This is a genomic window from Streptomyces sp. NPDC058464 (assembly GCF_042721035.1).
GTDB lineage: Bacteria > Actinomycetota > Actinomycetes > Streptomycetales > Streptomycetaceae > Streptomyces.
The window spans coordinates 88567-100745 of record NZ_JBHXMA010000043.1 but is presented as its reverse complement, the minus strand read 5'-3'; the positions used below and the strand labels follow the sequence as shown (position 1 = coordinate 100745).

At 70.4% G+C, this 12179-nt stretch carries 12 protein-coding genes; all 12 read right to left on the bottom strand.

Annotated features, from left to right (window positions below; all coding sequences use genetic code 11):
- Window positions 1-14: 14 nt before the first annotated feature.
- Window positions 15-464, bottom strand: a complete 450-nt coding sequence (locus tag ACFWPQ_RS41055) for a hypothetical protein (protein WP_384046935.1) — start codon at window positions 462-464, stop codon at window positions 15-17.
- Between the two features lie 148 nt (window positions 465-612).
- Window positions 613-2274, bottom strand: coding sequence for a DUF2637 domain-containing protein (locus ACFWPQ_RS41050; protein WP_384046932.1), 1662 nt, complete (start codon window positions 2272-2274; stop codon window positions 613-615).
- A gap of 59 nt (window positions 2275-2333) precedes the next feature.
- Window positions 2334-5774, bottom strand: a complete 3441-nt coding sequence (locus tag ACFWPQ_RS41045) for a hypothetical protein (RefSeq protein WP_384046929.1) — start codon at window positions 5772-5774, stop codon at window positions 2334-2336.
- Window positions 5774-6226, bottom strand: a complete 453-nt coding sequence (locus tag ACFWPQ_RS41040) for a TadE/TadG family type IV pilus assembly protein (RefSeq protein ID WP_384046926.1) — start codon at window positions 6224-6226, stop codon at window positions 5774-5776. Before ACFWPQ_RS41040 ends, ACFWPQ_RS41045 begins: the two co-directional genes overlap by 1 nt.
- Window positions 6226-6678 (bottom strand): TadE/TadG family type IV pilus assembly protein, encoded by a 453-nt coding sequence (locus ACFWPQ_RS41035; RefSeq protein ID WP_384046923.1) that lies wholly within the window; start codon window positions 6676-6678, stop codon window positions 6226-6228. Before ACFWPQ_RS41035 ends, ACFWPQ_RS41040 begins: the two co-directional genes overlap by 1 nt.
- Window positions 6679-6683: 5 nt before the next feature.
- Entirely contained in the window at window positions 6684-7109 is a 426-nt protein-coding gene (locus ACFWPQ_RS41030) for a TadE/TadG family type IV pilus assembly protein (protein ID WP_384046920.1), read from the bottom strand.
- Window positions 7109-7348 (bottom strand): hypothetical protein, encoded by a 240-nt coding sequence (locus tag ACFWPQ_RS41025; RefSeq protein ID WP_384046917.1) that lies wholly within the window; start codon window positions 7346-7348, stop codon window positions 7109-7111. The genes ACFWPQ_RS41030 and ACFWPQ_RS41025 overlap by 1 nt, the downstream gene beginning before the upstream one ends.
- A gap of 42 nt (window positions 7349-7390) precedes the next feature.
- Window positions 7391-8275, bottom strand: a complete 885-nt coding sequence (locus tag ACFWPQ_RS41020) for a type II secretion system F family protein (protein ID WP_384046914.1) — start codon at window positions 8273-8275, stop codon at window positions 7391-7393.
- Window positions 8272-9225, bottom strand: coding sequence for a type II secretion system F family protein (locus tag ACFWPQ_RS41015; RefSeq protein WP_384046911.1), 954 nt, complete (start codon window positions 9223-9225; stop codon window positions 8272-8274). The genes ACFWPQ_RS41020 and ACFWPQ_RS41015 overlap by 4 nt, the downstream gene beginning before the upstream one ends.
- Entirely contained in the window at window positions 9222-10694 is a 1473-nt protein-coding gene (locus ACFWPQ_RS41010) for a CpaF family protein (protein WP_384046908.1), read from the bottom strand. The genes ACFWPQ_RS41015 and ACFWPQ_RS41010 overlap by 4 nt, the downstream gene beginning before the upstream one ends.
- The gene (locus tag ACFWPQ_RS41005; RefSeq protein WP_384046905.1) at window positions 10684-11511 is read right to left on the bottom strand and encodes a hypothetical protein; all 828 of its coding nucleotides are present in this window, start codon (window positions 11509-11511) and stop codon (window positions 10684-10686) included. The genes ACFWPQ_RS41010 and ACFWPQ_RS41005 overlap by 11 nt, the downstream gene beginning before the upstream one ends.
- On the bottom strand, window positions 11511-12155 hold the full coding sequence (locus ACFWPQ_RS41000; RefSeq protein WP_384046902.1) for an SAF domain-containing protein: 645 nt from the start codon (window positions 12153-12155) through the stop codon (window positions 11511-11513). Before ACFWPQ_RS41000 ends, ACFWPQ_RS41005 begins: the two co-directional genes overlap by 1 nt.
- Window positions 12156-12179: the final 24 nt, after the last annotated feature.

Below are 12179 nucleotides of genomic sequence, written 5' to 3'. Positions count from 1 at the left end.
CTGCCGCCAGATCTTCAAGATCCTCGAACGAAGGAGCCAGCCGGACGCAGAAGTACTTCCTCAAGCGGCTTGACACGACATAGCAGCCTCGGGGGAGACGGCCACTGAGCGGCCTCTTCTACCGTCCGCAGAGTGCCCGCAGCCTTGTCAGGGTCCTGGTGGCTGCTCCAGCCGCACCCGGCTCCGTCGAAGACTTCCATGTACTTCACGGCCGCCTCGCGTGCTCGGTTGAGGGTGCCCGCGTTGTAGGCGACCGCGCTCTTGGCCAGCGTCGCCGCCTCTGCCCAGGCCGACACGGGCATCCGGGAGCCATTTCGATAGATCATGTAGGTGAGCTGGTGCTCGGCCGTCAGCCGGTCAGCGAGGGTCTTCGCCGCCTGCAGGGCGGTGGTGTGGCCGGCTGCCTGCAACGGCACCTCGTGGCGTGCCGCGTCCCGGACTGCACGGTAGAACGCCGCAGCCATGCGCTGCTCCTCCTCCGAGCGGCGCAGGAAGTCGGCGTAGCTGTCGGAGGCCAGCGACTGTAGGGCCTCGGTGTGGATGAGCGCCCACGAGAAGTGCCCGCCGCCCCTCTCGGCGGCGATGGAGCGGCTGTGGAGTGTGGTTTCTGCTTTATGGAACGGGGTTGTGGTGGGTGTGGGTGTGCCAGCGTCGTTGGAAGTCGTTGGTGTGTTTGTTGATGTGTGTGGGGGTGATGGGTTTGTTGTGTTGGGCGGTGATTCCGCGGTGGGTGCAGTCTTGTGCGACGGTGTCTGGGGAGGGTGTGGTGGTGTGGGTGCGGTGTTCGGCCCATACGGTGTAGAGGCGGAAGGGGAGGAGGTAGCGGCGGAGAGTGGAAGGGGCGATCGGTTTGTTGTCCCGGCCCAGCATGCCGTGGCCGGCGAGGAGGGCGGATAGTTCGCCGGGGGTGGGTTCACGACCGTGCTGGGTGTGGTGTTCGATCCAGACCTGGTAATAGCGGTCGACGAGGGTGGGGTCTTTGACGTCGGCGGGATCTTTCGAAGGTCGCGGTGTTTCGTCGATGGCGGCGTCGATTCTGGTGCCGCGCTCTTCGTGGAGCGCGTGTGCGCTGGCAGTTGCGCTCTCCTGGTCAGCGCCTGCGTTTGGGGCGTTGTCCTTCGCCAGTCGGTCGTGGAGTTTGCCGTATGCCGTGGTCGTGGTGCCGGTGCTCTCCTTGTGGCGGGCGGATTCGGGGGTGGGGTGGTCCTGCCGGGTTGTGGTTGGCTGACTGTTGCTGGTGGTGTCGTGCTGGGGTGTGTGAGGGGCCTGGCCGGTTGCATGACGGTGGGTGTGCTGGTCTTGGGTATGCGGGGGCCTGGCGCTGTGGACGCTGGTGGTCGTCTTCCACGAGGGTTGCTTGAGGAGGAGTTGACGTTGCTCCTGTGCGAGTGGGTCATGTTGGTAGCGCTGTTGTTCCAGTTCGTACCAGGACGTTGGCTCGGGTTCGGGCTCATACGCGGCCAGTTCGGGATGGGGGCTGGCGGCCGACTCTGGGAGCTGCTTGTCGGCAGGTGTCTTCTCCAGTGCCTGAGCCGCCTGGGAAGTACCTCCATTGCCCGCTCGTGTCGTTCCAGTGGCACGGCTGCCCGCAGTTGAGTCGGGAGAAGGAGCGGAGGTGGAGTCCGGGAGTGGTTCCGCTAGTTTGATGCCCGCCGCCAGGCCGTCCGGGGCCATGTCCGCCAGCGGGACGCCGTACTTGGCGAGGCACAGGGGCATCAGGGACTTCACGGGAGCCTTCCTGCGCCAGGCCCGGCCGAACCGGGAGCGGAGCCTTGCCTGGTAGACGAGACGTTCCTGCTCCAGCTTGATGACCTGGTCGTAGGAGCGCAGCTCCCACAGCTTCATCCGGCGCCACAGCAGGAAGGTCGGCACCGGCGAGAGCAGCCAGCGGGTGAGGCGGACCCCCTCCATGTGCTTGTCCGCCGTGATGTCGGCGATCCGGCCGATCGCGTGCCGGGCCGCCTCCACCGACACCACGAACAGGATCGGGATCACCGCGTGCATGCCCACGCCCAGCGGGTCCGGCCAGGCCGCCGCGCCGTTGAAGGCGATCGTCGCCACGGTCAGCAGCCAGGCCGTCTGCCGCAGCAGCGGGAAGGGGATGCGGATCCAGGTCAGCAACAGGTCCAGGGCGAGCAGGACGCAGATGCCCGCGTCGATGCCGATCGGGAACACATAGGAGAAGTTCCCGAAGCCCTTCTTGATGGCCAGCTGGCGGACGGCCGCGTACGAGCCGGCGAAGCCGATGCCGGCGATGATCATCGCGCCGGTCATGACCACGCTGATGAGAACGCGGTGTGCCCTGGTGAGCCTTAATGCCGGGCTGTCGCGCCTCACAGCTGGCCAACCTTAAGGGTGCTGGTGTGCATTGCTGGGCCGCTCAGGAGCTGGTGGATGAGTTGTGAGGTTTCGGTTTCCAAGGAGCAGTCCAGTGCGTGGTTGACCTGTTGGAGGCGGGAGATCGCCGTGTGCAGTCCTTGCCGGTTTCCGGCCGTGTGTTCGATGCGGAGCCAGTCGCGGTACAGGAGCTCTGCCGTGTCGTCGACGTCGAGGCCTGTCGCGATGGCCTGCCGGGCCGCGCTCAGGTCGTGGTGCGCGCCGGCGGGCGTGCGGTAGGTGGCTACGGTGTGGGCCACGTCGATGATGCGCGTGACCATGTCCTGCAGGTGCGGCTCGGCCCAGGGGAGCGGCTTGCCCCCGAACGGGCGGCCGCGGACCAGGGTGAGTGCCTTCTCCAGGTCGGTCAGGCCGGAGGGGCCCTGTGGCAGAGCGTGTTCGACGAGTTGCAGGAAGCGTGTCCAGTCGCAGCGCACCCCGGGGGCGAGCCGGTAGGGGTCTTCCCCGGAACTGCGGCGTGGTACGTAGGGGTTGCCGGCGGGGTCGTTGCCCAGGGAGCGGCGCAGGCCCTGCATCCGTGCGTTGAGGGTGCTCGTCGACCAGGGGCTGACGGGATCCATGTCGTAGCACAGTACGTCCGCGCTCCGGCCGGGCCGGAAGAACAGCAGGGCGGCGAGCTGGGCCATCCTCGGGCCGTGCCCGGTGTTGTCGACATCGGTCACTTCGAGGGGACCCAGCACCTTGATCTCCGGGGCATGCAGATCATGCGTCTCGCACTCAGCCCCGCCGGATGGTGCGCCGTCCGTGACAGCAGCGTCGGCGTCGTCTTCGGTGCCCTCGCGGCTCTCGGCGCTCGGGGCCGCCGGCACTGCGGGGGACGGCTCGTGCTCGTCCTCGGCCTTCTCGTCCTCGGCCTTCGGTGCCGGGGCCGTGGTGGGCAGGAGACGCAGGCCTGACGGATCGGTGGTAGCGGCGAGCAAGGCGGGGAAGACCTCGCCGCTCACGTCTGCTGCCGAGGCCTCGGGGGGAGGTTCGGTGGTCTCGGGATCGGGGGCCGCCGCAGGTTCGGGTGGCTGCACCGTGCTGGCCTCGTCCGGGACGTCCTTCCACGGGCCTTCGGCCGGGTGTGCCGGCTGCGCGGACACGTGCAGTGCCGTGGTGATCTGAAGGTATGCGGCGTGCTCCAGTCGTTGCACCGTGATCTCGGTGCCGGCGGAGTCGAGATGTTGCGGTTCGCTGACCGAGGCGTTGAGGATCTCCGCGTCCGGGAAGTGCGCGGCGGCCGTGCTGGCCGGGGCGATGAGGGTGACGGGTACCGTGCGGGACTTGTCGATGACGTCGGCGAACTGCCAGGCTGTGTCTGGGTCCAGGGACGATGCGCACAGCAGCAGGTAGGGCTGGTGGCTGGTCTCCGGCATCTGGTGTGCCTCCAGGAGGCGTTCGCTCAAGTCCCGGAGCGCGTGCGCGGCCTGCCGCATGTGGGCGATGCGCGCGGTGGGCAGCAACTGCGGTAGGTCCTCGCCGAATCCGATGGTGACGACTTCGACGTCGCCGGCCCATGGGCTCATCCCGAGTTCCAGGGCGAGCGAGGTGCACACCTCGGTGATGTGGACCGGATTGCCGTCCAGCAGCAGGGCGGGCAGCCGGGCGAGGTTGAGCAGCATCAGGTCACCCGCTGCCGTGCTGCCGATCGTGACCAGTCCTGGGTATGGAGCCGGTATGTCACGAGCGGCGTCCTCGTCCAGGAGGACGGCGCCGGAGTCCAGAACCCACCAGCCGCCTTCCCCGGACACGAAGGGCGCCGGCGGCTCCTGGGCCAAGTCCTCGGGCAGTACCTCGACGGTCCGCGCGCCGATCCGCGCGGCCCGCAGCGACGGCAGGACCGCGGTCTCGTCCGATGCGAGCTGGTGGGCGAGGGTCCGCAGCGCTACGTCCAGCCGGGCGGCTCCGCCTGGTTCGGCGGCCGCCGCCAAGGTGGCCTCGGCGGGAGAAGTCTCCGACGCGATCGCGATCGTCTCGCCGGGCCGGCGGCGGCGGCGCTGCAGTGTCCGCCGCAGGGCGAGCGCACCGGTGACAGCGGCGGCCAGGAGTGCACCGGCACCGAGAACGGTGCGCAAGTCCAGCGGGCCGTCGGCCGGTGCCGACGCCGGCGACGGTGCGACTGCGGGGGAGGAGGCCGCAGAGCCCGGCGCCGACGGCGAAGCGGGCGCGGAGGCGCTGGTGCTGGGACCCGGCGTCGCGGCTGCCGTTTCAGACGAAGAGCCCTGGTCCTGCCCGGGCTGTTGGGCAGGCCGGCTGCTCGGCACGCTGGAAGCCGACGGGTCCGGAGCGGCGGTGTGGCTCGGCGCGGGAGTCTGCTCGCCCCCGCCGCTCGGCGTCTGCTCGCTGCCTGGCTGCTGAGCGCTCGGGGGAGCGGTCTCCCGGCTGTGACTGTCGTTTCCCTCTCCGGAGCCCGTGTCGCGGGGCGTCTCGGTCCGATCGGGCTCTGTACCGGGCACGGTGACCTGCTGCCCCGGATAGATCACGTCCGGATCGGTGATCCTGGGGAGGCCGTGCGGCTGCGGTCTGTCTTCGCTGGCCTTGAACAGCTCCTGCCAGGCGTTGCCGTCGCCGAGTTCGTCCTTCGCGATCTTCGACAGGTAGTCGCCTGCGTGGACGGTGACGACGTGCTCGCTCCCCTCGCCGGCGGCCGCGGACTCCCTGCCGAACTGCGTACGCACCCCTGGCGCGCTCCCCGCGGCGTCGGGCATCTGAAGCTGCCAGCCGGGCTGGAGAAAGCTGTTCGCGCGGAAGACGGTGCCGTCGGCCATGGTGTGGCCCTCGTTCAGGTCGGCGATCTCCCGCCACCGCTCGCCGTCCCCCAGTTCGCGTTCGGCGATGCCCCACAGGCTCTGCGCGGGCCGCGTCTCGCGCACCGTGTACACCGGATGCGACGTCGCCGTCCGCGCGCTGGACGGCGAGGCCTGCTCGGCCTGAGCGGCCACTGAAGCCTGGACTGCTGTCTGGCCGGGAACGCGGGCTGCGGAGGTGGCCGGCGCGGCCTGGGCGGGCGAGGCGAGGGCCGAACTGGCAGGCAGCAGAACGAGGATGCTGCCGATCAGCAGGGCGGCGGCCCGCTGGGAGGCGCCCAGACCACGCGGGGCGTGCCAGGTCCGGCCGCGCAGCTGAGCGACCAGCTCGCGTACGGCGCAGAAAGTGAACTGCGCCCACCCGATCCAGCCCACCGCGACGAGCAGCAGCAGGAATGCCGCGCCGGTGTCCTGCCGGTCGAGGAGGTGCGTGACGTCGTCGTGGGTGGACGCCCAGATGATGGGGGTGACCCAGGCGAGCAGCAGCGGCAGCCCAGCGAGTGCGCAGGCCAGCACCAGCAGACTCAGTACGGCCTTGAGTACCCGGGCCAGGGTGCGGGTCGCCGCCGCGGCGGGGGAGGGGCGCATCAATTTCCTTCAAGTGCGGTGACGCCGTGCAGGAGGGTCGCCGTGCCGTGGCCGGTCACCGACAACGAGCCGATCCCGACCGCTGACAGGAACGAGGTGGCGTAGGAGCCGGTGACCGTGACCGTGAGGGTCTTGCCGTCGGCGGACACGCTGACCGTGCCGGTGGCGCGGGCGGAGCGCAGGTAGGACTGGGCTGCGGCGGAAGCGGCCTGCGGGTCGACGACGATCGCCTTCCCGCTGATCGCGTCGGCGGGATCGATGGCCTGCCCGCCGGCCCGGGCGGCTTCGCCGGCGATGTAGTCGGCGCGTTCGGTGGCACGCATCTTGCTGCCGCCGTCGACGGCGACGCCGATGATCCCGATCAGTGCGACGACGCAGATGGCGACGAACACCGTGACACCGCCCCGGTCGTCCAGCCGAGCCCGGATCAGGCCGGGTTGACGGAAGATCATCAGTCACCCCGCTGCCGGTACTGGTCCACCACCGAGGTCGCCGTCGACGTCAGCGTCTTCGATCCGGGCACGCCGGGAAGCAGGAGGTCGGACAGCTCGACCGTGCAGACCACGGTCGCAGTGACCGTGCCGACCTGCCCCACCGGCACGCTGAGACCGCTCGTGTTGATGCTGACCCTGGTCGACGCGCACGTGATGCCCTGAGTGTTGAGGGACTCGGCAGCCGCCGCCCGGGCGGCACTCTGGGCGGCGTCGGCGGTGCGGTGGATGGACGCCTCCCGCGCCGCGTCCTCGGCCGCCGAGTCGATCGTCGCGCCGGAGGTGACGATCCTGCCGCCCGCGATGGCCATACACAGGAACATGATCAATGCCGGGAGGACGATCGCCGCTTCGACGGCGGCACTGCCCTCGTCGCTGCGCAGTCTGCGTGCCCAACGGGCGCTTGATCGCACGTGCTTCACCCCCCGGGGACGGTCCAGCGCTCCACAGGACCGGACGCCGACTGCGTGATCGTGAGCCCCGGAACACCCGGGATCATCGACAGGGCCGTGCCGGACACCTGGACACGCACCCGCTGCCCGGTACTGCTCGCGGCGACGCTGTATCCGCGCAGGCTGTCGCCTGCGGTGCGGCCCAGCACGCTCCGTGCCTGGGCGGCGCCGTCGGCGGGGCTCGACTGGTAGGTGCGCGCGGCGGTCAGGCCCTCGCGGGCAGCCGTCAGGGCGATCTGCCGTGCGTAGTACCACATGGAGGCCTGGATGACGGCGATGGTGGCGAGCAGTACGAACGGGAACACGATCGCCATCTGGATGGACGTGTCCCCACGATCGTCATGCCACCGCCGCCCCTGCCACCAGTCCGTCAGCCGCGCCGGTGGTCTCATCACAGGCCGCTGAGCTTGCCGTTGTACTTGGCGATGACCACGGCGATGGTTCCGGCGATCAGGACGGCGCCGGTGACGGCGGCCACCCAGATGATGACGGTCGTGGTGGAGATGTCGCCACGGTCCGGCCGGCGGGAGGCCTCCTCAAGGCCCTCCTGCACGCGCGTGGTCACGCTAAGGACCGCACCGTTGGCGCGTGCCCACACAGCACGGCGGGTGCGGGCTGCGGTGTCCTTCATGTTCCGGTACCTCTCTTAAGCGTTGAACGAGTCGGGTGGGTGTCAGACGGTCAGCATGCGGATCACCGCGGGGAAGGCCATCAGCAGCATCACCAGGACGGCCAGGAGGGCGCCCGGGGCGGTCATCTTTTCGCTGGCCGTGTTCGCCTCGGCGGCCTGGTCAGCGAGGAGTTCGGCGTTGAGGGCGGCGGTCCGGGCCCGCAGCGCCTTGTAGACGGCGGCGCCGTCGGTGGCCGATCCGCGCATGATGTCGGCGACGTCGTCCAGGACGGGCAGGTGATACTCGGCGGCCAGCTCGGTGAGCGCCTGGTACGGCGGGATCTTCTCCAGCCGGGCCCGGCGCAGCGCGCCCTGCAGATACAGGAAAGGCCAGCCCTCGCCGACCGCGGCGGCCTTCTCCAAGGCCTCGGCAGGCCCGGCGTCAGCGGCCCGCTTGAGGGCGACCAGGTCGAGGTAGGCGGACAGCGCGTGCGCGAATTCCTCCCTCGCCCGCTTGGCCTGGTCCCGCACGGACAGATCCGGGGTGATGAACAGCAGACCCGCGAGGATGAGTCCGACGACGCCGGGCACGTAGAACGGGAGGCCCACGCCCGCGATGATCCACGGAATCGTCGCGATCACCGGGCAGAGCAGGCCCAGGGCGGCGAGCGCGGTCTTCTTGAGCATGAACTGGCCCGGCCCCTGCCCCAGCAGGGCCAGGTCGGTGGTCGGGACCCGCACGCCCGGCAGACGCTCGAGGCGGGCCAGCAGCCACCGCCCCCACACCTCTTCGCGGTCCAGTTCAGGCTCGGGCATCGTCAGCGTCGCCGGAGCGCTCCGTTGCAGAGCCGGGCCCAACGCGGGCTGCGGCTGCAGGAGTTCCCGGATCAGCAGCGCGACGCCGGCTCCGACCGTGCCGCCGGTGAGAACAACGGGGATCACGTTCACGGGGTGGCTCCTTCCGGCTCCCGGACGGCGATCGGCAGGTCCGGCTCGGGGGAGGCCGCGGGCAGCCGGACGGCGCTGGCCGGGTCGATGACCAGGAACCGGGGGATGCGGCGGAAGTGGCCCAGCTGCCGCATCAGGGCGAGCACGCCGACGAAGGCGGCCGTCAGGAAGGCCAGCACGAGCTGTCCGAGGAGCGTGGAGTACGGCTTCGTGTAGCTGGGCACGAAGAAGCCCGCGACCACCACTCCGACGGTGATGATCGTCATCCACCGCACCGTCGTCCGCGGCTTGGCCCGGTCGGCCTCGATGGCTCGTTTCCTGGCGACCTCCTCGCGGACGGTGTTCGACAGGTCCTCCAGCGCCTGAGCCAGTCCCGGACCGCGGTCATTGACCGAGAGGATGAGCGCGGCGGTCACCTTGTCCGCAGTGACGTCGTCCAGTTCGTCGGCGAACGCACGGAGCGCCCCCTCAGGGCGCCATCCCAGACGCAGCCGGTCGGACAGAGTGACGATCTGCGGGGCCAGCGCATCCGGTGCCCCCTGACGGCTGGTGATCATCGCCTGCTCCAGGCCCATGCCGAGGCGCAGCAGGCCGGCCAGCCGCTGCGTCCACTCGCTCAAGCCCTCCAACTGCCCGATCCGCTCCCGCGCCATCTGCGCGGGCGTGATCAGCCACGGCACCCCGACGACGGCCGCGCCCAGCAGCACACCGCCGACGAAGTTCCCCGACACGAGCCACACGACCACGAAGACCACGACGGCCGCGACGATGAGGGTCCGCCGGCGCAGCCGGGCGTCCTCGCTCTGCGGCTGCGAACCGTGCAGGGCCGCCCGCCAGCGCCGGCGCAGCGGCGCCCGGCGCGGCGCCGTGGTACCCACGAGACCCGCGATGACGCCGATCAGCCCGCCGACCACGGCCATGCCGCTGAGCAGTGCGAACAGCAGGATCATCGGCGGACCCCCACCTTCAGCGGCAACGGCGCCGACCAGGCCCCATACGGCTGCTGGAGCAGCGACGAGTCGAAGCCGACGCGGCGCAGATCGTCGATGCACCCCGGGTCCATGCGGGGCACCGCCCGCACCTCGCCGAACTCGGTGCCGGGGGAGAACACCGAGTTGGTGGCGGGCCGGCCGTTCTCACCGATCCCGGTGAGCTCCAGGACGTGGGAGACGTAGCGGTGGCGGCGGCCGCCGATCTGCGTCTCGTCGGTCATGTCGACGTACACGATCATGTCGAGGCCGTTGGCGGTCTGCCGGTAGGCAAGCTGCTCGGAGAGATTCTCCTGGGCGAGCGCGTACAGCTCGGCGATCCGGTCGAAGATGATGTCCGGGCGACGCGCGTGGATCGTGCACAGGTTGCCGCCCGACCCGTTCGTCAGCGCCTGCATCATCGCGACGACCTCGGGGCCGCGGACCTCACCGACCACGATCCGCTCCAGCGACATCCGCAGCGCCGGATGCATCAGGTCCAGGAGCGTGACCTCGCCGGCGCCGCGGCCGGTGACGTCCTTCTCCCCGTTGGACTCGCGGCCTACCAGGGAGACGACCTGCCGGTGGTAGCCGTTGGCGTGGGCGAACAGTTCGTCCTCGGTCTGGATGGTCGCGAACCGGGTCTCCGGGTCGAACTCCTTGAGCATGGCCCGCAGCAGGGTGGTTTTCCCGGCCTTCTGCTTGCCCGCGATCATGATGTTCTTCTCGGCGCGGACGGCCGCGCCGAGGAACTCCCTCAGGATCGGGTCGATCGTGCCCAGGCGGACCAGGTCGTCGAGATTGGCGTGGGAGACCCGGTGCCGGCGGATGACCGCGTAGGTCATCGGCCCGAGCCCGGTGATGGCCTGGAGACGGGAGCCGTCCTGCAAGGACAGCGCGAGGGTGGGGCTCGCGGTGGAGATGGTGCGCTCGCTGTGCCCGGAGCCCCGGGCCAACTCCCTCAGCAACTCGAGGAGTTCCTCTTCGGAGTCGGCGATCGCAGGGACCTGGCGGCGTTCGCCGTCGCCGTAGTCGAGCCAGACCTCGCGCGGCCCCTGGATGATGATGTCCTCGACCCGGTCGTCATCCAGGTACGGCTGGAGCCGGCCGGCCCTGAAGAGGACGTCGTACACGGCGCGGCGCAGGGCCTCGTCCTGCTGCGGCGTCATCGCCGCGGCGTCCGACCAGAGTGCGACGGCCTCGGCGATCCAGTTCAGGCAGCGTTGCTCTTCGCTGGCCCGGTCCATCCCGGGCTGGGACTTGAGTAGTTCTTCACGTTGTTTGGCGACCTGGGACGCGATCTCACGGGCCACCCGGTGGTCGACGGTGACCAGCGGCGCCGCCGTTCCGAGGACCTGGGGGCTTGAAGCGGCACCGGCAGGCGCGGGCGTGCCGTTGGCCTGGGGCAGTGGTGCCACCGTGGGGTCGGGGTGCAGGGGCCTAGCGTGCACGGGTCACCTCTCCGTCTGCGGCGTGCGGGCCGCGCGGATCGAGGCGGGCCCGGCGCAACGCGGCCCGCTGGACCAGCGCGGTACTCCCTGTGCGAGCGGCCTTCATCAGCGGCGACTTGGTGAAATGGCGCGGCTGTTCCAGCCCGTCGGACAGCACACGAGCGTCCTTCGGCGCGTACGGCAGCGTGGCCACCACGGGCACCTGCAGCACGCGCTGCACTTCGCCCGCGGGATACGGACCTTCGCTGATCATCAGCACGCCGACGTCGCCGACACGTTCCTCCAGCGCACGCACCCGGCTCTCTGCTGCCTGCAGGCAGCGCAGGGTGTTGCGGACCACCACGAACGTGGCGTCGGCCTGCTCGGCCAGCACTCCCGACGGTCCGTACGCTCCGCGCCGGCCGAGGTCGATCAGGACGTCGTGACCGTGGTCCGCCTCGATGCCGCGGAACATCTGCGCCAGCATCTTCCATACCTGGCCCAGGCTCGCCGACTGCGCGGGGTCGGTGATGCCGGGCAGCAGCAGCCGGTCGTGCGGGGACTCGCTCTTCCCGTCGTCGCTGCTCAGGTCGATCAGCTGCCGCCAGAAGGCCTCGCCGAACTCGTTCTTGCGTGCGGCGACCGAGAGGTTGCGCAGGCCGTACCGGTCGCCGAGCGTGCCCTGCAGCAGGCCGTGCAGCACGGCTCCGCCGTCCGGGTCGCACTCGGCCAGGATCATCCGCCGCTCCGCCTCCAGCGGCCACGACAGCAGCAGAGCGAGGGCACTGGTGGTCACACCGGGTGCTCCGCTGCACCCTGCGAGCGCGATCACTGCCATCAGCCGCCGTCCGGAGCGGCGAGGACCAGGCGCAGGGTGCCGGCCGATTCCCACGCGGCGGCCGTGGGGCCCTCGGCGGCGGCCGTGGCCACGTCGACGACCACGATGCCGGTACCGGGAGCGGCGCCGGACGCCTTCACGACCCGGCCGTCGATCGTCTGCGGCGCGGCATCGGAGCCGTTGCCGGTATCCGTCGACCCCTGAGCCGGGACGTGCACGAGCTGCACTTTCTGGCCCGGTACCAGAGCGGTGGCCGGGATCTCCTTGGGCTCCAGGCCGATCGGCACCAGCTGCTCGCCGGCCTTCACCAGCGAGTCCTTCGTCACCTGCGAAGGGGCCAGTAGAGAGCCCGGCTTGAGCTCCACGGCGGCCCGCTTGCCCACGACCGACTTCAGGTTGTCGGCGCGCACTGCCTTGACCGCCGGGTCCAGGGCCACGGACGCCCTGCCCAGGTCGTCCTCGGTCAGCACCTGGCCGACCTGGACGTCGCGGACGACGGTCACGACGTCCGTGCGGTTGCCGACCTGGAGCAGCAGGACGGCAACGCCGGCGCCTCCGGCGGCAATCAGTGCCAGAGACAGGGCGATGACCCCCGGTCGTCGCCGGCGCGCAGATACCCGGGGAGGCGCCACGGGCCCGGCCATCCGTCCTTGCTGGGGGACTCCGTT